This window comes from Diaphorobacter sp. LI3 (assembly GCF_022807955.1).
GTDB lineage: Bacteria > Pseudomonadota > Gammaproteobacteria > Burkholderiales > Burkholderiaceae_C > Diaphorobacter > Diaphorobacter nitroreducens.
This window is the reverse complement of sequence record NZ_CP094346.1, coordinates 1,285,232-1,306,609: the sequence shown is the minus strand read 5'-3', so window position 1 is coordinate 1,306,609 and position 21,378 is coordinate 1,285,232. Positions and strand designations below refer to the sequence as shown.

Sequence of the window (21,378 nt, the reverse complement as noted above, 5' to 3'; positions counted from 1 at the left end):
GGCTGACAAATCGAAACACTGAATCTACGGAATCCCAAGCTGGCCGCGCACCCCACCCGGGCACTGCGGCCAGCGGATCAAAGCGAAAATCATGTGGGTGTTGCTGGCATGGATGGTGTCATTGTGGCGAGGGCGTCAGCCTTTGCCACGTGCACGCAAATCGCCACCAACACCCGCCGGTCAAGCGCCAACGGCTACATTTTTAGTAGCACGCCTGCGCGCTGACCGGCTCGCCCCCATCCACGCGCCACCACCCCGCCTGCTGAGTTAGCCAACCCAGCAGTCGTGGTGCATCCCGGCAATTCCCTCGTTTCGATGCGTCAGTCCAGGCATTTCCGGCTCGTGTAGAGCCTGTTTGGTTTGGAACCGGCGGTACGCGCCGCTGCAGCCCTGAGAGAGCGCTGCGCGCGGGCCGCCACGACACAACGAAAAGGAATTGCATCATGAAGCGGATGCTCATCAATGCCACGCAGCCCGAGGAGCGGCGCCTGGCCATCGTGGACGGCCAGAAGCTGCTGGACTACGAGATCGAGATCGAAGGGCGCGAGCAGCGCAAGGGCAACATCTACAAAGCCATCGTCACGCGCGTGGAACCGTCGCTGGAGGCCTGCTTCGTTGACTATGGCGAAGACCGCCACGGCTTCCTGCCGTTCAAGGAAATCTCCAAACAGTACTTCGCCGAGGGCGTATCACCCAGCCAGGCCAGGATCCAGGACGTGATCAAGGAAGGCCAGGAGCTGATCGTCCAGGTCGAGAAGGAAGAGCGTGGCAACAAGGGCGCGGCCCTGACCACCTTTATCAGCCTGGCCGGCCGCTATGTGGTGCTGATGCCCAACAACCCACGCGGCGGGGGCGTGTCGCGCCGCATCGAGGGCGAGGACCGCGCCGAGCTCAAGGAGGCGATGGACCAGCTGGAGTACCCCAAGGGCATGAGCATCATCGCGCGCACCGCCGGCATCGGCCGTTCCGCGCCCGAGTTGCAATGGGACCTGAACTACCTGCTCAAGCTGTGGACCGCCATCGATGGCGCCGCCAAGGCCGGTAAGGGCGCCTTCCTGATCTATCAGGAATCCAGCCTGGTGATCCGCGCCATCCGCGACTACTTCAACAGCGACATCGGTGACATCCTCATCGACACTGACGACATCTACGAGCAGGCGCACCAGTTCATGGCGCACGTCATGCCCGAGCATGCCGGCAAGGTCAAGCGCTACCGCGACGACGCACCGCTGTTCTCGCGCTTCCAGATCGAGCACCAGATCGAGTCCGCCTACGCGCGCACCGTGACCCTGCCCTCGGGCGGCGCCATCGTGATCGACCACACCGAGGCTCTGGTCAGCGTGGACGTGAACTCAGCACGCGCCATCAAGGGCGGCGACATTGAGGAAACCGCCACGCGCACCAACCTGGAGGCCGCCGACGAAGTGGCACGCCAGATGCGCCTGCGCGACCTGGGCGGCCTGATCGTGATCGACTTCATCGACATGGAGGAGAGCAAGAACCGCCGCGAAGTGGAAAACCGCCTGCGCGACGCGCTGCGCCAGGACCGCGCGCGCGTGCAGTTCGGCACCATCAGCAAGTTCGGCCTCATGGAGATGAGCCGCCAGCGCCTGAAGCCCTCGCTGTCCGAAGGCGCACACATCCGCTGCCCGCTGTGCGACGGCACCGGCCACGTGCGCGACACGGAAGGCTTCTCGCTGCAGATGCTGCGCATGATCCAGGAAGAGTCCATGAAGGACAGCACCGCCGCCGTGCACTGCCAGGTGCCGGTGGAGGTGGCCAGCTTCCTGCTGAACGAAAAGCGCACCGAGATCGCCAAGATCGAACTCAAGCAACGCGTCTCCGTGGTGCTGATCCCCAACAAGTCGCTGGAAACGCCGCACTACAAGCTGGAGCGCCTCAAGCACGACGACCCGCGTCTGGAAAACCTGGACGCCAGCTACAAGCTGGCCGACGTGGAGGAAGACCAGACCAAGGTCACGCGCCGCTCGCAGGAGCCTACCAACAAGCAGACGCCCGTGATCAAGGGCGTGTTGCCCGATGCACCCGCCCCTGTGGCCGAGCCGCGCCCCGAAGGCGCCGCCCGCGGCGCCACGCGCCCGCAGGGCCACGGCCAGCAGCGCCCGGCAACAGCCCCCACGCCTGCGCCCCAGCGCCCGGCCGCCGCACCGGCGCCCGAGCAGGGCTTCTTCGCATGGATCAAGAGCCTGTTCGGCTTTGGCGCCGCACCCGCGCCCGCACCTGTGGCGGCCCCCGCGCAGACGCCGGCGGAACCCGGCGCACGCGGCGAAGGGCGTCGCGGTGAGCGCGGCGGTCGCCGTGGCGAACGCACTGGTGAACGCAGCGGCGAGCGTGGCGGTGAGCGCAACGGCAACCGCGAAGGCGGCGAAGGCCGCGGCCGCCGTGGCGAAGGCCGTGGCGGCGAGCGCAGCGCCGAGGGCCGCGAGAACCGCGAACCGCGTGAGCCACGCAATGGCCGCGACGGCGAACGCCGTGGCGAGCGCGCGGAAGGCGAGAGCCGCCGCGAGCCGCGCGAAGGCCGTGGCGGCCGCGAGCGCGGTGAGCGCAACGCACAGCCGCCCGTGCAGTCTGCGGCCGACCTGGCCAACACCCCGGTCACGACCGATGCCGACGTGGCAGTGACCGAGGAGCGCACGGCACGCACCGGCGAGCGCGGTGAACGCCGCGAACGGGGTGAACGAGGCGAGCGCCGTGAGCGCGGTGGCGAACGCGGCGGCGAGCGCCGCGAACGCGGCCCGCGCACCATCGACGCCAACGCCCCCGCCGCTGGCGCCGACTTTGCCGACACTGCGCCCCTGGCCGCATTGCCGGACCTGGACCTGTCCGGCGCTGAAGTCGGTACGTCCGGCGCCGAAGCCCCCGCCGGCGAGGAGCGCCGCGAGCGCCGTTCGCGCGACCGCTATGGACGCGACCGCCGCGAACGTGGCGAGCGCGGCCCGCGCAATGCCGAGGCCAGCGCCACCGGTGCCGATGCCGAAGCGCCTGGCGCGCCGCTGATGGACCTGGACCTCCCCGCTCCCGCTGCGCCGGCCGAGGAGGACTCCGCCCCCGCACGCCGCAGCTATTTCGCCTCCGCTCCGGCATCTGCCCCGGCGGCAACGCCGCAGGCCGCGCCCGAAGCCACGGCCGCAGTGACGCCACCCCCGGCCGCCGTGCCAGCCCCCGCACCGGCGCCCGCGCCCGTTGCAGCGGCACCTGTGCCCGCACCAGCTCCGGCTGCCGCCGCGGTAGCGCCGGCAACCGGTGGCATGCCGCGCGTGCAGGCATTCACGCTGCCCGTGGACACGCTGCAGCAGGTGGCGCAGGCTTCGGGCCTGCAATGGGTGAATTCCGACGCCCAGAAGATCGCCGCCGCGCAGGCCGCGATTGCGGCCGAGCCCAAGCCCGTCCACGTGCCGCGCGAGCGCGCGCCCGTGGTGGTGCTGGATGAAGGTCCGCTGGTGCTGGTGGAAACCCGCCGCGACCTGGGCGCGATGCAGCTGCCGTTCGACCAGGACAACGCGGCCGCCTAAGCCCGCGCCATGGCAGAACACCGGGGGCGTCATGCCCCCGGTGGCGTTTTACGCTATCGATAAATGAGCTGCTGGCGCTTGATGGATAAGCCTTAGAGGCATATTCAGCTGATAGCCACGGCAGCTCGCACATTGGGAGTAATGACCGTGCTGTTCCTGCTGTCGCCCGCCAAGTCGCTGGACTACGACACCCCCCTGCCCGCCGGCCTGCCGCACACGCTGCCCGCGTTCGTGCCCGACGCACAGCGCCTGATCGCGGTGCTGCGCGAGAAGTCGCCGCAGGAAGTGGCCGCGCTGATGTCGATCAGCGACCCGCTGGCCGCCCTCAATGTGGCGCGCTATGCGGCCTGGCAGCCGCGCTTCACGGCCACCAACGCGCGCCAGGCCGTGATGGCCTTCAACGGCGACGTGTACGAGGGGCTGCAGGCGCAGACGCTCTCCCTCGAAGACCTGCAGTGGGCGCAGCAGCATGTCGCCATCCTGAGCGGCCTGTACGGTGTGCTGCGGCCGCTGGACCGCATGCAGCCCTATCGCCTGGAGATGGGCACGCGCCTGGCGACCGATGCCGGCGCCAACCTCGACCAGTTCTGGGGCGCGCGCATCGCCGAACACCTGAACCAGCGCCTGGCCGCGGACGCCACGCCGGTGGTGGTCAACCTGGCTTCGCAGGAGTACTTCAAGTCCGTGGACCGCAAGGTGCTCAAGGCGCGCGTGATTGAATGCGTGTTCGAGGACCACAAGGCCGGCCAGTACAAGATCATCAGCTTCTACGCCAAGCGCGCGCGCGGCCTGATGGCGCGCTGGGCCATTCAGCAGCGCGCGGCCACCCCGCGGCGGCTGGAGGAATTCGACCTGGAAGGCTATGCTTTCCACCCGGCCTCGTCCCAGCCCGACCGGCTCGTGTTCCGCCGCCACGCCGCCGGCAGCTAGACAGGTTCCCCTCCTTTCCTGGACGCCCCCCATGAACCACGCCGTCGAAACCGCGCACTACCCCGCCACCCAAGCCGTCGACCAGCCCTTCGAGGCCACCGTGCGCGAAGGCTGGGGCGTGTGGATCACGTTCATGCGCGAAGAATTCCTGAAAGCCACCTTCACCCGGCGCGCCGATGCGGAGGCGTTTGCCGCCCAGCACACGCATGGCGGCCAGCGGGGCCAGGTGCGGCGCATGTGGCTGCTGGTGAACGAGACAGCCGGCGAGGCTTATGCGCTCGCGTCCGACGGCGTGCAGCCGCTGCAGGGTGTAGACCTGGACTTTCGCCACCACCAGCGCCTGCAGACGCTGCGCAGCGACGTGCTGTCGCGCTTGAGCGATGCCGAACTGCAGGTGCTGGGCCTTAAGCGCACCTGAAACCCTGCCCCAACGAAAGCCCATGCCCGATCACAGCTTCGCCTCCTCCCAGTCCGTTACGCCCGAGCTGCGCCAGTGGATCCTCGACCAGTCCGGCGCCGGCATCGCCACGCCCGCACTGATCGAGGCCATGCGCAACGCGGGCTGGGCCGATAGCGTTGCCGTGCGCGCGGTGGAGGAGGTACTGCGCGCGCATCTGGACGGCGCTGTGCAGCCGCAAGGCCTACCGCCCGCCGTGCCGGTACCCGAGCCCGACATCGCCGACGCGCCGCTCTTCATCGACGTGGGCGACCGCCAGGTCGAGGTGCTGATGTCGATGGCCCAGCCGCGCGTGGTGCTGTTCGGCAACCTGCTGTCGCCCGAGGAATGCCAGGCCATCATCGACGCTGCACAGCCACGCATGGCGCGCTCGCTCACCGTGCAGACCACCACCGGCGGCGAAGAGGTGAACGCGGACCGCACCAGCGACGGCATGTTCTTTCAGCGCGGCGAGACGCCCGTGGTGCAGCGGCTGGAAGAGCGCATCGCCCGCCTGGTGCGCTGGCCCATCCAGAACGGCGAAGGCCTGCAGGTGCTGCACTACCGCCCCGGCGCGGAATACAAGCCGCACTACGACTACTTCGACCCCGACCAGCCCGGCACCTCCACCATCGTGCGCCGCGGCGGCCAGCGCGTGGCGACGCTGGTGATCTACCTGAACAACCCGCGCAAGGGCGGCGGCACCACCTTCCCCGACGTGCCCCTGGAAGTGGCGCCGCGCCAGGGCAATGCGGTGTTCTTCAGCTACGAGCGGCCCCATCCCAGCACGCGCACGCTGCACGGCGGCGCCTCGGTGATCGAGGGCGAGAAGTGGATCGCCACCAAATGGCTGCGCGAACGGGAATTCAAATGAAATGAGCCTCTAGCACTTATTCGATAAGCGCTAGCAGCTATCCAATCCATAGCACACCATGAACACCCCGGAACACTCCCAGCTCGGCAAGGCCTCGGCCTATGCCGACCAGTACGACGCGTCGCTGCTGTTTCCCATTCCGCGCGCGGACAAGCGCGCCGAGATCGGCATCGACGGCAACGCCCCCTTCTTCGGCGCGGACCTGTGGACGGCGTTCGAGCTGTCCTGGCTCAACCTGCGCGGCAAGCCGCAGGTGGCCATCGCCCACATCACCGTTCCCTGCGAGACGCCCCACATCGTCGAGAGCAAGTCGTTCAAGCTGTACCTCAACAGCTACAACAACACGCGCTTTGCCACCGCACAGGACGTGCAGGCGCGCCTGCGCACCGATATCAGTGAGGCCGTCTGGCGTGGCGCAGAAACCCCGGGCACCGTGGGCGTGCGCCTGGTGCTGCCCGAGCAGTTTGACCAGGAGCCGCTGCACGAGCTTGACGGACTGCTGCTGGACCGGCTGGACATCGAGTGCGACACCTACCAGCCCGCGCCCGAGCTGCTGCGCGCCGCCATGGACGAAGCGCCGGTCAGCGAGGTGCTGGTGAGCCACCTGCTCAAGAGCAACTGCCTGGTCACCGGCCAGCCCGACTGGGGCAGCGTGCGCATCGCCTACAGCGGCCCACAGATCGACCAGGAACGGCTGCTGCAGTACATCGTGAGCTTTCGCAACCACAACGAATTCCACGAGCAATGCGTGGAGCGCATCTACATGGACCTGTGGACGCGCTGCAAGCCCATCAAACTGGAGGTGTATGCGCGCTATACGCGCCGCGGGGGCCTGGACATCAACCCCTGGCGCACCAGCCACCCGCAGGCGATGCCGAAGAACGTCCGCACCGCGCGTCAGTAAGTTCAGCGCACGCGGAACACTTCCAACGTGCGCCCGAGCACGGCAGCACTGTCACTCATGACGCGGGATGCTGCGGCCGATTGTTCCGCCAAGGCTGCGTTCTGCTGGGTGTCCCGATCGAGCAGGGTGACGGCCTCGTTGACCTGTGAGATACCCTCTGCCTGCTCGCGCGCTGCGACACCCATCTGGCCCATCAGGGTATTGACGTGCGCCACCGACTGCACCACCTGTTCGATGGTTTTGCTGGCCGACTGCATCAGGCCCGCACCGCGGCCGATGTTGCTGGCCGACTCGTTGATGAGCGCCTGGATTTCCTTGGCAGCCTCGGACGAGCGCTGCGCCAGGCTGCGCACCTCCCCTGCCACCACGGCAAAGCCACGCCCCTGCTCACCCGCACGCGCGGCCTCGACGGCTGCATTGAGCGCCAGGATGTTGGTCTGAAAGGCGATGCCCTCGATGGTCGAGATGATCTGCCCCATCTTGCGCGAAGACTGCTCGATGGCACTGACCACTTGGCTGACCTGGGCCACCGCCTGCCCGCCCTGGGTCGCCAGTTCGGCACTGTGGTGGCTTTCACGCACCACCTTCTGGGCAGCCTCGTTGGAGTTTTCCACCGTGGCGGAAAGCTGCTCCATGGCGGCGGCCGATTCTTCCAGGCTGCTGGCCTGCGACTCGGCCCGGCCCGACAGATCCTGTGCGCTCTGGGCGATTTCCGCCGAGATGCCGCTGAAGCGCTCCATTTCCTCCATCGCGTCGCCCACCACGGCCCGGATGTTGAGTTGCAACCGCTGCACGCGCGCCATGACCTTGCCCAGCACATGGGTCATGGGCAGCTCGGGCTCGCGGTGCGTGAGGTCGCCAGCGGCCATGCTGTTGAGCAGGCGGCGCAGGCTGCGGATGGGCAGGGTCATGCCCACGTGGTAGCGCGCCAGCACCAGGCCCGCCGTCACCAGCCAGGCCAGGGTGTGCAGGGCCACGGCCATGCCATCGTTCCAGCCCAACCAGCCTGGCACCAGCGACACCAGCATGAGCGGCAACAGCATGGCCGCCAGGCGCAGCGTGGGGCCCGCGCGGTAGCGCTTGCGCAGATGGTCCCACATGCTGGTACTGCGCACGCCCCCGGCGTGCATCCGGATGGTCTGGCGCCCAGACTCGCGCTCCTGCTTGACGCGGGCATACAAGGCCTCGGCGGCCTGGACCTGCTCGCGCGTGGGCTTGGTGCGCACCGACAGGTAGCCCACCGGCTTGCCCTCGCGCATGATGGGTGTAACGTGGGCCTGCACCCAGTAGAAGTCGCCATTCTTGCGCCGGTTCTTCACAAAGCCCGTCCAGCTGCGCCCGCGGCCTATGGTGGACCACATGTCCTTGTAGGCCTCGGGCGGCATGTCCGGGTGGCGGATCATGTTGTGCGGCTGGCCCATGAGTTCTTCCATGGTGAAGCCACTCACACGGGCAAAGGGCGCGTTGCAGTGCGTCAACACCCCTTTGGCATCGGTGGTGGACATCAGCAGCTCGTCGGCCGGAAAGTCGTATTCGTTGTTGGTGACGGGAAGGTTGACGCGCATAGGTAAGTCCTGCCGAAAGGTTCCGCACGGAAACAGTGCAAACCATTGTGCCGTGGTTTGCTGACACAAAAATTTACATAATAATCCTGATTGTCAGAAAAGACCCAGGGCGGAACATTGCTCCCGCCCCGGCGGCATGCTGTCGGCGCTGTGCGGCGCCACCGGCACCAGGGATGCCACGCGCACCCCCAGCAGGCGCAGACGCCGGTCCAGCGGCACACGCTTGAGGCACAGGCCCGCCACGCGGCGGATGGTTGCCGCGTCATGCGTGGGCACGGCAATGGTCTGGTCGCGGGTGACGGCGCGAAAGTCGTCATAGCGCAGCTTGATGCCGATGGTGCGGCCCACGTAGCCCTTGCGCTGCAGGTCCTGCGCGACGCGCTGGCACAAGTCGGTAAAGATGGCGCCGAGTTCGGCGCGGTCGCGCACGGCATGCAGGTCGCGCTCGAAGGTCGTCTCGCGGCTGATGCTCACCGGCTCGCTCTCGGTGACCACCGGGCGCTCGTCGCGGCCCCAGGCCGCGTCGTGCAGCCAGGCACCGTAGGAACGCCCGAACTGCTGCATCAGCCACGGCAGCGGCCGCTGGGCCAGTTCGCCAATGGTGCGGATGCCGTGGGCGAGCAGCCTGGCCTCGGCCTTGGGGCCCACGCCGTTGATCTTGCGGCAGTCCAGCGGCCAGATCAGGTCTTGCAGGTCGCCTGGCTGCACGATGGAGATGCCATTGGGCTTGTTGAACTCGCTCGCCATCTTGGCGATGAGCTTGTTGGGCGCCACGCCGATCGAGCAGGTCAGCCCCGTGGCGTCGAAGATGCTCTTCTGGATCAGCCGCGCCAGCACCCGCCCGCCGTCGCGCTGGCCGCCCGCTACTCGCGTGAAGTCGATGTACACCTCGTCCACGCCGCGGTCTTCCATGACGGGCGCGATGGAGAGGATCACTTCCTTGAAAAGCCTGGAGTAGCGGCGGTAGGCAGCAAAGTCCACCGGCAGCAGCACGGCCTGCGGACACAGGCGCGCGGCCTTCATCAACCCCATGGCGGAGCCCACGCCGAACTGGCGCGCCGCATAGGTGGCGGTGGTGATCACACCGCGGCCCGCGTAGTCCTTCAGCAGCGCAAACGCCGCCACCGGAATATCCCCCGGCCGCCCGGCGTAGGCAGCGGTCAGCGCTTCGTCCTGCGGGCGGCGGCCGCCACCGATCACCACGGGCAGCCCCTTGAGTTGCGGGTAGCGCAGGAGTTCGACGGAGGCGTAGAACGCATCCATGTCGAGGTGGGCGATGCGGCGAACAGGGGCGGTGGCGGTCACTGCCGCGATTGTCGCGCCTCCCCCGGTCCGCTCCTACACGCCCTGCAGGCAGATCAGCACCAGCCCTGCCAACATGAGCGCCATGCCGACCTTCTCGGGCCGCGAGAAGGACTCGCTCAGCAGGCGGCGCGACACCAGGTAGCTGAACACCACCTCCGCCATGCCCAGCGTGCGCACGGCCCCCGTGGTCTGCATGGCATAGGCCGTGAACCAGGCCAGCGACGCGGCCGCCCCCATGCTGCCCGCCACCAGCGACATGCGCCACGCGGGCCACAGCGCGGCCAGGCCCCGCTCGGTCTTGAGCGCCACCCAGGCACCCAGGCCCAGGGTCTGCAGCGTCTGCGCGATGAGCACGCCCCAGGCGCCCGACAGCCAGGGGGTTTCCGCCCCCAGCGCCAGCGCCCCACCCCGAAAGCCCACCGAGGCGATGGCAAAGCTGGCGCCGCAGGCCAGGCCATAGAGGGCCGGGCGGCTCAGCCAGGCTGCAGGCGACAGCAGCTGTCCGCGCGGGGGCAGCGACAGCAGCAGCACGCCCAGCGTGGCCACCACCATCGCCAGCAGCGCGAGCGGCGTGGGCAGTTCGTGCAGGAACACGCTGGCGAACAGCGCCACCTGCAGCACCTCGGTCTTGGACAGGGTCACGGCCACGGCGAAGTTGCGCTCGGCCATGGCCAGCAGCAGGAAGGCCGTGCCCGCGATCTGGAAGAACGCGCCCAGCGCGATCCAGCCCAGGTAGGCGGCGCTGAAATGCGGCACGGCCGGCGGCTGCGCGGGCCAGGCGTACAGCAACGCCAGCCACACGCCGGCAAACGGCAGGCCGTAGAGAAAGCGCACCAGCGTGGCGGGCAGCGTGCCCAGCTCGGCGGTCAGGGAGCGCTGCGCGGTGTTGCGCACGGTCTGCGCCAGCGCGGCAAACAGCACCACGGGCACCCAGAGCCAGGGTGCAACGGCGGTCAGGGAGGAGGTCATGCGCCGCCGAGCATAGCCAGCGCCATCGCCGCGCAGCCCCTGCGATTGGCGAGGGGCGCCTCAGCCCATGGCGATGGCCATCCTGAATACCCGAAGCCAAATCGGCCGCTAGCGCTTATCTACCAAGCGCCAGCAGCTATTAAAACAATAGTACGCGTCAGCTCTGCGGCGCGGTGGGATAGGTGCCGGGCACGAGGATGGAGCGGCCCACGTTCTGGATGTTGGTGTGGCCGCAGAAGGCCATGGTCACGTCCAGCTCCTTGTGGAGGATCTGCAGCGCCTTGGTCACGCCCGCCTCGCCGAATGCGCCCAGGCCATACACCATGGCGCGGCCGATCATGGTGCCGCGCGCGCCCAGCGCCCAGGCCTTGAGCACGTCCTGGCCGCTGCGGATGCCGCCGTCCATCCACACCTCGGTCTGCGTGCCCACGGCATCCACGATGGCTGGCAGCGCATGGATGGTGGACGGCGCGCCGTCCAGCTGGCGCCCGCCGTGGTTGCTGACCACGATGGCGTCTGCGCCGTGCTGCACGGCCAGGCGCGCGTCCTCCTCGACCATGATGCCCTTGAGGATCAGCTTGCCGCCCCACTGCTCCTTCACCCAGGCCACGTCGGCCCAGGACAAGCGCGGGTCGAACTGCTCGTTGGTCCAGGCGGCGAGCGAACTCATGTCCGACACGCCCTTCACATGCCCCACCAGGTTGCGGAAGGTGCGCCGGCGCGTGCCGGCCAGCCCCAAGCACCACTGGGGCTTGGTCATGAGGTTGAGGATGTTGGCCAGCGTGGGCTTCGGCGGCGCGGTCAGGCCGTTCTTGATGTCCTTGTGGCGCTGGCCGATCACCTGCAGGTCCAGTGTGAGCACCAGGGCGCTGCACTTGGCGTCCTTGGCGCGCTGGATCATGCGGGCCATCGCATCGCGGTCGCGCATCATGTACAGCTGGAACCAGAACGGCGCGCTGGTGTTTTCGGCAATGTCCTCGATGGAGCAGATGCTCATGGTCGAGAGCGTGAACGGAATGCCGAACTTCTCGGCCGCGCGCGCGGCGTGGATCTCGCCGTCGGCATGCTGCATGCCGGTCAGGCCCACGGGCGCGATGCACACGGGCATCTTGACCTGCTGCCCCACCATGGTGGTGGCGGTGCTGCGACCCTCCATGTTCACGGCCACGCGTTGGCGCAGCTTGATGGGGTGGAAGTCGTCTTCGTTGGCGCGGTAGGTGCCCTCGGTCCAGGAGCCCGAGTCGGCGTAGTCATAGAACATGCGCGGCACGCGGCGTTCAGCGACCACGCGCAGGTCTTCGATGCAGGTGATTTTGGACAGGTCGGCCACGGCAAATCCCTCGGGCTGTGCGAGCGTGCCGCGCCTGGAGCGCCAGCGAATGGCCGGCGCCTTCCCAGTCCGGCAGGCTCTTGGTGAGTGCGTTGACGGAAAAGCGTGGATCGTAGTCCCAGCCCGGCGCCGCGTGCTTGAAGGATTTGAGCGCGCTGTGAAAATTTTGCAGCGCGGGCGCGGGCGCCAGGCGCCGGGCTCGCACGTGCCGCTGCGTCAGCGCCGCGCGCGCACGCCCGCGCCGCGCACCTCGATCTGCACCTGGTCCAGTACCTTGCCCTGGGCGTCCACCAGCTCCACGCTGTGGCGGCCCGGCCAAGGCAGCCATGCCCACTGCGCGCCGCTGCCGGCCATCCGCCCGTCGATGCGCCAGCGCACCGCCGCGCGGCCCACACCGCCCGCCGTGAATTGCAGGCGCTGGTGCGCGGGCGGAATGTCCGGGTCCAGCGCCACCACGGTGCCCGACGCCGGCGCCAGGATGCGCGCCGCTACCGCTTCAGGATTTGCATCATTTGTGCCTGTAGCGCCCGTCTCGCTTGCGCCACCAGCTTCACTTTCGATAGCAAATAACGCTTGCTGCGTGCCGCCCATGAACCACTCCTGCCGCGCACCCTCCAGCGGCTGGCCGCCGTCGCCCGGCCCGAAGCGCACCGCCTGCCGCACCAGGCCCTGTGGCGGGCGCGGCGCGCGGCTGGGCGTGCTGCGGTGCAGCCAGCCCATGACCTCGGCCCAGATGGGTGCTGCGCCGCTGGTGCCGCTCACGTCATGCATGGCGGCGCCGCTGGCGTTGCCCACCCACACGCCCACGGTGTAGCGCTGCGACCAGCCCACGGCCCAGTTGTCGCGCATGTCCTTGCTGGTGCCGGTTTTCACCGCCGTCCAGAAGCGCGTGGCCAGCACGCTGTCGGTGCCGAAAGTGCGCACGCGCGCGTTGGCATCCGACAGGATGTCACCCACGATGAAGGCCGCGCCGGCATCCAGCGCCGGCGTGAACACCGGGCGCTGCGCGGGCGCATAGGCCACGGGGCTCAGGCGCCCGCCGTTGGCCAGCGCGCGGTAGGCATTGGTCAGGTGCAGCAGCGGCACCTCGCTGCTGCCCAGCGCCAGGCTGTAGCCGTAGTAGCCGCCTGACTCCGGCAGCGGCAGGCCCAGGCGCCGCAGTTGTTCGAAGAAGGCGTCGGGCGTCACCATCACCAGCGTGCGTACCGCCGGCACGTTCAGCGAGGCGGCCAGCGCGGTGCGCGCGGACACCCAGCCCTTGAACTGGCGGTCGTAGTTCTGCGGGATGTACAGCCCGCCGGCGGTGGCGATGTGCGCGGGCGAATCGTGCACCAGCGAGGCGGCCGTGAGCCGCCGCTCGGCAATCGCCTGCGCGTACAGGAAGGGCTTGAGCGTGGAGCCGGGCTGGCGCAGGGCCAGCACGCCATCCACCTCGGCCGCCTGGCTCAAGGGGCCGGACGAGCCCACCCAGGCCAGCACCTCGCCCGTGGCGTTGTCCAGCACCACCAGCGCGGCGTCTTCCACGTTGCGCCCGCGCAGCTCGCGCAGGTGGCGCGTGAGCGTGTCCACCGCCATGCGCTGCAGCGGCGCGCTGAGCGTGGAGCGCACGCGCTGCGCGGCAGTGCCATCCCGCGATGTACCATCTTGCGACACGCGCTCCTGCGTGCGCCCAGCCTGGCGCAGCAGCTGGCGTGCGAAGTGCGGAGCAATCCCCTCGCTGGCGTCGAAGGCACGGCGCTGCAGCGCGGCGGTGGTGAACAGATCCAGCGCGTCGCAATCAGACCCCTGCGTGCCGCTGCCACCCGCGCGGCGCATATCGCGCAGCACGCCGCAGGCGCGCCGGGCCACCAATGCGGGCCGCGCATTGGGCGCGCGCACGAGGGCCGCGGCAACGGCGGCCTCGCGCTCATCCAGGCCGTGCGCGGCTTTGCCGAACAGCGTGCGCGCCAGCGCGTCGATGCCCACGATCTCCCCGCGAAACGGCACCAGGTTCAGGTACGCCTCCAGGATCTGGTCCTTGCGCCAGCGTCGGTCCAGCACCTGTGCGGCCACGGCCTGCCCCAGCTTCTGCGGCACGCTGCGCCCACCGGGGCCCTGGCGCAAGAAATCGGCATCCGGGCCGTCGAGCAGCCCCGCCAGCTGCATGGTCAGCGTGCTGGCGCCGCGCGTGCGCTGGTTCCACAGGTTGCCCCAGGCGGCGGCCGACACCGCGGCCCAGTCCACGCCGCTGTGCTCGTAAAAGCGCCGGTCCTCGCTCAGCACCAGCGCCTGGCGCAGCGCGGGCGACACATCGGCCAGGCCCAGCCACTGGCCGCGGCGCACGGTGGCGTCGGTACGCAGGCGCTGCAGCACCTCGCCCTCGCGCGAAAGCACCAGGGTCTCGGACGAGCGGAAATCGGCGCGCACCTCATCGAACGTGGGCAGCGCCAGGCTGACGGTGCTGGCCAGCGCCAGACACGCCGCCGCGAGGGCGCGTCGCCACCTCACAGGCGCATCACCGCGTGGCGCGCAGCGCGGCCGCATCGCACCAGCGCTGCGCCACCTGGGGCGAGGTGGTGCATACCGCGTCGTGCGTGGCGGTGGTCACTGCGCGCTCCAGCAACTGGATGTCGGCCTCGTGCTGGCGCGCCACATGCGGGTCCTCGAAGAAGATGGCGCGGTGGCAGCGCCGCTGCAGCACCCAGTCGGCAATCTGCGCGTCGCCGCCCAGCGGGCCGCTGTTGAAGCGCTGCACCCAGGGCGTATCGGCGGGCCAGCCGCGCGCCCAGGCCAGCTCGTTCAGGCGCTGGCCCGTGGTGCCCGTGGCCACGCGCTGGCGAAAGCGCGAGAGCAGCTCGAAGTTGCGCGCCGCAAAGTCCAGCATGGCGGACTTCATCGCATCGTGGGCGATCAGCGCCAGCGTCTGCGCGCCGTAGTCATGGAAGCGGTCGGCGTTGCGGTCGGCCGGCAGGCCGGCATGCATGCGCTCCATCTCCACCCAGTCGCGCGCGCTGGCCACGGTGGACAGGAACGGCTTGCCGTGGATCACGCACTGGCGCTTGAGCGCCAGCGCCTCCGGGAAGATGGACGACGGGTCCACCGGGTCGATGAGGTAGATGGCGCCGTCCAGCGTGCGGCCCGGCTCGGGCATGCCCACCACCTCGGCCACGAGCTTCATCAACCCGCCCTCGCGCCCATAGGGGTAGCGCACCAGCGGCCGGTAGCCCTGCAGCATGCCGGCGGCGGCGATCGCATCATGGGTGCGGCCCACGGTGTGCAGGCCCAGCCGCAGTTCGCGTATGCCCGCCTCGCAGGCGCGCAGGAAGGCGAACAGCGCACCGTCTTCGGTATGGTGGTGCAAACGGTTGGCGGCTAGACCCATCAGCATGTACAAAGGCTTTCAGACGAAGAAGAGGGACAACTGCCGAGCATAGTCGCAGCCGCACACGCCACCGCTGCCGCGGCCTTACCGACCACGCCACCAGGCGAAGAGCAGCACAGCCAGCAGCACCCACAGCATGACGATGATCGCCGCGGCCAGCCAGCTGCGCGGGCGTGCCAGCATGCGCGCGGCACGCTCGCGCGCGGCCAGCAGCACCGGCGGCGGCAGCAGGCGCAGCACCAGCGCCAGGCCCAGGGGCACGATGAGCAGGTCGTCCAGATAGCCCAACACGGGAATGAAATCAGGCACCAGGTCGATGGGGCTCAGCGCATAGGCAGCCACGGCCAGCGCCAGCAGGCGCAGCGCCCATGGGGTACGGGGGTCGCGCGCAGCCAGGTAGACGACGAGCACGTCGCGCTTGAGCGCACGTGCCCATTGCTTGGCGGTTTGCAGCAGTCCCATGGCGTGTTCAGGCGGGGGGATTCATCCAAAGGGCTGCATCGTACGAACTGCCCCGCGCGGAAATGGCTTGATGTACATCAAAACCCCACTGGGATCGGGTGACGACAGTGGCTGCATTCCCCCTTCGACCCCCTCCCCTGCCCCATGGCCAAGAAGTTTCCGCTGAACCCCGCACATCCCGAGCGCACGTGCTGGGGCTGCGACCGCTACTGCGCCGCCGATGCCATGCAGTGCGGCAACGGATCGGAGCGCAGCCAGCATCCGGCGGAGCTGTTCGGCCCCGACTGGGCCGAGTGGGAGCCGCCTTCTGCCGGCGAGGCGCCTGCACAGCAGCAGCCCGCCGCATCACAGCCAGCCTGACCGCGCGGCCACTCATTGCAGCTCCAGCAGCACGGGCTGGTGGTCTGATGCCTGCGTCACGCCATCGACCCGCACCGCGCGCACCCGGCTCCTCAGCGAATCACTGACCCAGATGAAGTCGCAGGCCAGCGGCTGCGGCGCATAGGTCTGGTCGAACACGCAAAAAGTGGGCGGCTGCGGCGCGCCGGGGTGCAGCAGTCGCCATGCATCCCACAACGGGGGCTGGCCTGCCTGACCCGCGGTCGCGCCCTCCTCGTCCGCCAGCGCAGCGGCCAGCATGGCGTATTCAGGCTCGTGCGCCTGCAGGTTGAAGTCGCCGCACAGCACGGCATGGGGCGTGTGCGCCTTGGGCTGGAACGGCGAGCCGTCGGCCAGGCCCTGCGGCCGCTGCGCAGCCTGCGCGCAGGCCTGCAGGTGCAGCGCACGCAGCGCCAACGCCTGCGCCATGCGCTGGGGCTTGGAGTAGTACTCCAGGTGCGTGGTCATCACGCGCACCGGGCCCAATGCGGGGTCCTGCACGGTGAGCACGCTGCACAGGCGCGGCATGCTGCGCACGCCGGCATCGGGCGGGTATGGCAGCGGGTGGTGCTGCAGCTGCAGCACGGGCAGGCGCGTGGCGATCAGGTTGCCAAAGCGCTGGCGGCCCGCGGCGGTCCACTCATCCACCGCCGCGCCAAAGAACACCTGCCAGCCTGCGGGCAGCGCGGACTGCACCTGCGCCACCTGGTCGCCGGGCGAACCGGCCAAGCCGGGGTAGTTCACCGCGATCTCCTGCAGGCACAGCACATCCACGTCGCCCAGCGCCACTGCGTATTGCACGATGCGCGCGGGGTCCACGCGGCCGTCCAGGCCGCGGCACCACTGAGTGTTCCAGGTGACGAGCTGCATGGTTTACTCCTGAAAACAGAGCTGTTCGCGCTTGCTGCACGGGCGCTGGAGGCTGATTTGGTTTGAATTGCTACTTGATGCCCGCGCGCATGAAGCTTTGCACGAACTGGCGCTGAAAGAGTATGAACCCGATGAGCAGCGGCGCGGTGGACATCAGCGTGGCCGCGGTGATGAGCGACCATTCCACGCCCTGCTCCACCGACGAGAACACCTGCAGCCCCACGGTGAGCGGGCGGGATTCCACGCTGTTGGTGATGATGAGCGGCCACAGAAAGTTGTTCCAGTGAAAGCTCACCGACACCAGCGCAAAGGCGGTGTACACCGGCCGCGCCAGCGGCACGTATACGCGCCACAGGATCTGCAGGGCGCTGGCACCCTCCACGCGCGCGGCTTCATCCAGCTCCTTGGGAATGCCCATGAAGGTCTGGCGCAGCAGGAAGATGGCAAACGCCGAGGCGAAGTACGGCAGCCCGATGGCCACCAGCGAATCCACCAGGCCCAGGCGGCCCATGGTCTTGTAGTTCTCGACCAGCAGGATGTCGGGCATGACCATGAGCTGCACCAGCACCAGCGCGAAGGCCACGTTCTGGCCGCGAAAGCGATAGCGCGCGAAGGCATAGGCCGCCAGCGTGGACAGCACCAGCTGCGCGGCCAGGATCATCGCCACCAGCACGGTGGTGTTGAGGAAGTAGCGCGCGAAGGGCGCGGCCTCCCAGGCGCGGCGGAAGTTCTCCAGCGTCCAGGGCGCCAGCAGATCGAAGCGCGTGGCGTACTCCGCGGGGTGAAAGGCCGTCCACACCGCATAGGCCAGCGGCAGCAGCCACAGCAGGGCCAGCGTCCAGGCGGCCAGGGTGTCCAGCAGGGTGACCTGGTACAGCGTATTGGTTCTCATGGCGCGTCGCGCCCTCCTAAGGGATGAAACCGGCACCACCTAAGCCAGGGCCGCCGTGCAAGGGCCGCCCCACCGCACGGGCAGCGTCCTCCTTCCCACGCGCAGCGTGAGAGAAGGGGGAAGCGGCGCAGCCGCTCAGGGGGGTGTTTCACTGGTAATGCACCCGTTTGTCGAACACGAAGAACTGCACCAGCGCCACGCCGGCCAGCGCCACCACCAGCACCACCGTGAGCGCCGCGGCATAGCCCGTGTCCCAAAACTTGAAGCCCACCTCGTACAGGTGGTACAGCAGCAGCGTGGAAGCGTTGTCCGGCCCGCCGCGCGTGAGGATGAAGAGATGGTCCACCAGACGGAAGGCGTTGATCACGGCATTGACCAGCACGAACAGCGTGGTGGGCATAAGCAGCGGCCACTGCACGCGGCGAAAGAAGTACCAGCGCGACGCGCCCTCGATGGCCGCGGCCTCCTTCAGGCTGGGGTTCAGCGTCTGCAGCGCGGCCAGGTAGAAGATCATGAAGAAGCCCGCCTCCTTCCACACCGCCACCACCGTGACGCAGGCCAGCGCCGTGGCCGGGTCGCCGAGCCAGTTGCGCGACGGCAGCCCGAGCAGGCTGGTGATCTGCTCCAGCAGCCCGTACTGCGGCGTGTAGAAGAACAGCCAGATGTTGGCCACGGCGATCATCGGCAGCACGGTGGGTGTGAAGTACGCCATGCGCACCCACGTGCGTCCCGCCATGCGTTCATTCACCCACAGCGCCATGATCAGCGCCAGGCCGATGGACAGCGGAATGGTCGCGCCAGCGAACCACAGGTTATTGCGCACGGCCTGCCAGAACACGGGGTCGTCCACCATGGCCGCATAGTTCTCCAGCCCCACCCACACCCCCGCACGGCCGCCGCGGGGCGTGGAATGGAAGCTGTCGATCAGCGTGGCCAGCGTGGGCCAGTGCGTGAAGGCCACCAACAGGACCAGGGCCGGAAGCAGCAGCAGCCAGGCGTGCACGGCACGCTGGCTGCTGCCCGCATCCGGCGTGCTGCGCATCACCGGCATGGGAGGCTCGCCCTTACTTGTAGCTGCGCAGGATGCGGTCGGCCTCGCGCTGTGCGTCCTTCATCGCTTGCGCCGAGGTCTTGGTGCCGTTCAGCGCGGCCTGGATGGCGTCGTTGAGCACCTTGGTCACACGCTGGTTGTCGTGCGTGGAGAACTCGGCCACCGATACCGGCAGTTGGTCGCGCGCCACCAGCGCGGGCGGGAAGTCCTGGCCGTACTTCTTGAGGGCAGGCGTGTCATAGGCGGCCTGCGACACGGCCACGTAGCCGCTGTCCATGCTCCACTGCGCAGCGCGCTCGGGCTGGGTGATCCACTTGGCGAACTCGAACGCGGCCTGCTGCTGCTCTTGTGGCGCCTTCTTGAAGATGTAGAAGTTGCCGCCGCCCGTGGGCGAGCCCTTGCGCAGGTTGCCGGCAATCTGGGCCACGCCGAAGTCGAACTTGGCGTTGTTCTTCACGTTGGTCAGGTTGCCCGTGGTCGTGATGATGATCGCGGCCTTTTTCTCGAAGAAGTCCTTGGGCGTCGTGCCCCACTCCACCACGCCCTTGGGGTGCACGCCTTCCTTGGTCAGGTTGACCCAGAAGTCCAGCGCCTCGATGACCTTGGGGTGGTCGAAGGTGACCTGGGTGCCGGCCCCGTTGGCCAGCAGCACGTCGTTGGGCGTGGTCAGCGTCTGCAGCATCCAGTAGGCAAAGCCGGTGGACGGGATCTGGATGCCGTACTGCGTCACGTTGCCGCTGGCGTCCTTCTTGGTGAGCTTGTGCGCCGCTTCCTTCAGTTCCTTCCAGTTCTGGGGCGCCTTGTGGGGGTCCAAGCCGGCTTCCTTGAAGGCCTCCTTGTTGTAGTACATGACCACCGTGGAGCGCTGGAACGGCACGCCCCAGGTCTTGCCGCCCGTCTGGCTGTTGGCCATGAAGGCCGGGTAGAAGCCCTTGATCCAGGCACGGTCGGCGTCGGTCTTCACGAAGTCGTCGATGGGGGCGATGGCGTCCTCGTCGATCAGCGTGAACATGTCGGTGGACAGCAGCACCGAAGTGGCCGGCGCCTTGCCGGACTTGTGCGCGGTGAGCGCCTTGACGATGGTCTCCTGGTACGTGCCGGCATAGATGGGCACCACCCTGTACTGCGGATGCGCCTTGTTGAAATCGGCCGCGTAGCCGTCGATCACCTTGGTGATGGGGCCGCCCACGGCCACGGGGTAGTAGAACGGCACCTCCACCGGGGCCTGCGCATGGGCAGTAACGGCACACAGCGCCATGGCCGCGAGGGCGGGCGCAGCCAAGGTCTTCAAAAACATCTTGCGTTGCATTGCGAAAGCTCCTGAGGTCTGGAAAGAGTGGGGAGAGGAAACGAAAGGCAGCGCCGTGCACGCGCATGCGGCGCAGGCTGTGTAAGAAGTGGCTCAAGCCGCCAGGCGCTGGCCCTGGGCGTCAAAGAAATGCTGGTCGTGCCCGCACCACCGCAGGCGCACACCCTGGCCGTTGGCTGCGGGGGCGTGCTGCCCCGGCGCGCGCACGGTGATGAATTCGGTGCCGATAGCGCAGCGCAGCACGGCATCCGCGCCCAGGTATTCCTGGCTGTGCACGGAGGCGGCCACGCCGCTCGACCCACCGCTGCCATCGTCCAGGGCCACGGCCTCGGGACGCAGGCCGAGCCAGTGCGCCTGCGTGCGACCCACGGCGATATCGGTGCCCGCGATGCGGCCCTGTTCCAGGCGCACCAGGTTCATGGCGGGCGTGCCGATGAAGCGCGCGGCAAAGGTGGAAGCGGGCGCGGCGTACACATCGCGCGGCGGCGCGCACTGCTCCACACGCCCCTGGTGCAGCAGCACCACCTGGTCAGCCATGCTCATGGCCTCGGCCTGGTCGTGCGTCACGTACACCACGGTGAGGCCCAGGCGCTGCTGCAGCTCGCGCAGCTCGGTGCGCATCTCCTGGCGCAATTGCGCATCCAGGTTGGACAGCGGCTCGTCCATCAGGCACACGCGGGCCTGGGCCACCAGGGCGCGGCCCAGCGCCACGCGCTGCTGCTGCCCGCCGGACAACTGTGCGGGTCGGCGCTCCAGCAGCGGGGCCAGGCCGAGCAGCTCGGCGGCTTGCGCCACGCGCTGCGCGGCCTCGGCCTTGGGCACCTTGCGCACCGCCAGTCCAAAGCCGATGTTCTGCGCCACGCTCAGGTGCGGAAACAGCGCATAGTTCTGAAACACCATCGCGATGCCGCGCCGCGCCGGCGGCAGCTGCGTGACGTCCTGCCCGTCGATGCGCACGCTGCCCGACGTGGGTGACTCCAGCCCGGCGATGATGCGCAGCGTGGTCGATTTGCCGCAGCCCGAGGGTCCCAGCAGCACGCAGAAAGAACCGGGCTCAATGCGCAGGTTCATGGACTGCAATGCCGTGGTGCTCCCCCAGGACTTGGCAACCGCATCAAGTTCGATCAGTGACATCGCGGCAGTGTAGGGACCGCTTGTGACGCTGGCGTTACGCACCCGCACGCCGCGGCGGGCCACCCGCCCGCCCGC

The 21,378-nt window shown here is 68.6% G+C and carries 18 protein-coding genes; 6 read left to right on the top strand and 12 right to left on the bottom strand.

Annotated features, from left to right (window positions below):
- Nucleotides 1-443: 443 nt before the first annotated feature.
- From MRB47_RS06045 to queF, 5 genes are all read left to right on the top strand, one after another.
- Nucleotides 444-3,533, top strand: a complete 3,090-nt coding sequence (locus MRB47_RS06045) for a ribonuclease E/G (protein WP_252102194.1) — start codon at nucleotides 444-446, stop codon at nucleotides 3,531-3,533.
- 147 nt (nucleotides 3,534-3,680) lie between these two features.
- Nucleotides 3,681-4,463: a peroxide stress protein YaaA gene (gene yaaA, locus MRB47_RS06040; RefSeq protein ID WP_252102595.1), complete on the top strand. Its 783-nt coding sequence runs from the start codon at nucleotides 3,681-3,683 to the stop codon at nucleotides 4,461-4,463.
- A 31-nt stretch (nucleotides 4,464-4,494) separates the two neighbouring features.
- Entirely contained in the window at nucleotides 4,495-4,881 is a 387-nt protein-coding gene (locus MRB47_RS06035; RefSeq protein ID WP_011806411.1) for a hypothetical protein, read from the top strand.
- A gap of 22 nt (nucleotides 4,882-4,903) precedes the next feature.
- Complete coding sequence (locus tag MRB47_RS06030) at nucleotides 4,904-5,773, top strand: 2OG-Fe(II) oxygenase (protein WP_252102193.1); 870 nt, start codon at nucleotides 4,904-4,906, stop codon at nucleotides 5,771-5,773.
- A gap of 58 nt (nucleotides 5,774-5,831) precedes the next feature.
- The gene (gene queF, locus MRB47_RS06025; protein ID WP_252102192.1) at nucleotides 5,832-6,677 is read left to right on the top strand and encodes an NADPH-dependent 7-cyano-7-deazaguanine reductase QueF; all 846 of its coding nucleotides are present in this window, start codon (nucleotides 5,832-5,834) and stop codon (nucleotides 6,675-6,677) included.
- 2 nt (nucleotides 6,678-6,679) lie between these two features.
- On the opposite strand, the gene MRB47_RS06020 is transcribed toward queF, so the two are convergent.
- The 7 genes from MRB47_RS06020 to MRB47_RS05990 all read right to left on the bottom strand — a co-directional run bounded on the left by MRB47_RS06020 (nucleotide 6,680) and on the right by MRB47_RS05990 (nucleotide 15,669).
- Nucleotides 6,680-8,242, bottom strand: coding sequence for a methyl-accepting chemotaxis protein (locus MRB47_RS06020; protein ID WP_252102191.1), 1,563 nt, complete (start codon nucleotides 8,240-8,242; stop codon nucleotides 6,680-6,682).
- A gap of 93 nt (nucleotides 8,243-8,335) precedes the next feature.
- Nucleotides 8,336-9,505, bottom strand: a complete 1,170-nt coding sequence (gene dinB, locus MRB47_RS06015; protein WP_252102594.1) for a DNA polymerase IV — start codon at nucleotides 9,503-9,505, stop codon at nucleotides 8,336-8,338.
- A gap of 75 nt (nucleotides 9,506-9,580) precedes the next feature.
- Nucleotides 9,581-10,516, bottom strand: coding sequence for a DMT family transporter (locus MRB47_RS06010; protein WP_252102190.1), 936 nt, complete (start codon nucleotides 10,514-10,516; stop codon nucleotides 9,581-9,583).
- Between the two features lie 157 nt (nucleotides 10,517-10,673).
- On the bottom strand, nucleotides 10,674-11,846 hold the full coding sequence (locus MRB47_RS06005) for an L-lactate dehydrogenase (RefSeq protein ID WP_411275733.1): 1,173 nt from the start codon (nucleotides 11,844-11,846) through the stop codon (nucleotides 10,674-10,676).
- 216 nt (nucleotides 11,847-12,062) lie between these two features.
- Nucleotides 12,063-14,369: a penicillin-binding protein 1C gene (gene pbpC, locus MRB47_RS06000; protein WP_252102189.1), complete on the bottom strand. Its 2,307-nt coding sequence runs from the start codon at nucleotides 14,367-14,369 to the stop codon at nucleotides 12,063-12,065.
- Nucleotides 14,341-15,213, bottom strand: coding sequence for a methylglyoxal synthase (locus MRB47_RS05995; RefSeq protein ID WP_015913994.1), 873 nt, complete (start codon nucleotides 15,211-15,213; stop codon nucleotides 14,341-14,343). The genes pbpC and MRB47_RS05995 overlap by 29 nt, the downstream gene beginning before the upstream one ends.
- A 78-nt stretch (nucleotides 15,214-15,291) precedes the next feature.
- Nucleotides 15,292-15,669: a YkvA family protein gene (locus MRB47_RS05990; RefSeq protein ID WP_103737410.1), complete on the bottom strand. Its 378-nt coding sequence runs from the start codon at nucleotides 15,667-15,669 to the stop codon at nucleotides 15,292-15,294.
- A gap of 144 nt (nucleotides 15,670-15,813) precedes the next feature.
- Here MRB47_RS05990 and MRB47_RS05985 point away from each other — a divergent pair, with 144 nt between their 5' ends.
- A complete protein-coding gene (locus MRB47_RS05985; RefSeq protein WP_011806421.1) occupies nucleotides 15,814-16,029 on the top strand; it encodes a DUF3079 domain-containing protein in 216 nt (71 codons plus the stop codon).
- 12 nt (nucleotides 16,030-16,041) lie between these two features.
- Here MRB47_RS05985 and MRB47_RS05980 read toward each other — a convergent pair whose 3' ends face one another.
- The 5 genes from MRB47_RS05980 to MRB47_RS05960 form a co-directional block, all read right to left on the bottom strand.
- Entirely contained in the window at nucleotides 16,042-16,917 is an 876-nt protein-coding gene (locus tag MRB47_RS05980; protein ID WP_015913996.1) for an endonuclease/exonuclease/phosphatase family protein, read from the bottom strand.
- A 70-nt stretch (nucleotides 16,918-16,987) separates the two neighbouring features.
- The gene (locus MRB47_RS05975) at nucleotides 16,988-17,809 is read right to left on the bottom strand and encodes a carbohydrate ABC transporter permease (protein ID WP_011806423.1); all 822 of its coding nucleotides are present in this window, start codon (nucleotides 17,807-17,809) and stop codon (nucleotides 16,988-16,990) included.
- Between the two features lie 148 nt (nucleotides 17,810-17,957).
- On the bottom strand, nucleotides 17,958-18,860 hold the full coding sequence (locus MRB47_RS05970; protein WP_252102188.1) for a carbohydrate ABC transporter permease: 903 nt from the start codon (nucleotides 18,858-18,860) through the stop codon (nucleotides 17,958-17,960).
- A 13-nt stretch (nucleotides 18,861-18,873) separates the two neighbouring features.
- Nucleotides 18,874-20,169, bottom strand: coding sequence for an ABC transporter substrate-binding protein (locus tag MRB47_RS05965; RefSeq protein ID WP_015913998.1), 1,296 nt, complete (start codon nucleotides 20,167-20,169; stop codon nucleotides 18,874-18,876).
- Nucleotides 20,170-20,262: 93 nt separating this feature from the next.
- Nucleotides 20,263-21,303, bottom strand: coding sequence for an ABC transporter ATP-binding protein (locus MRB47_RS05960; protein ID WP_015913999.1), 1,041 nt, complete (start codon nucleotides 21,301-21,303; stop codon nucleotides 20,263-20,265).
- Between the last annotated feature and the right edge of the window lie 75 nt (nucleotides 21,304-21,378).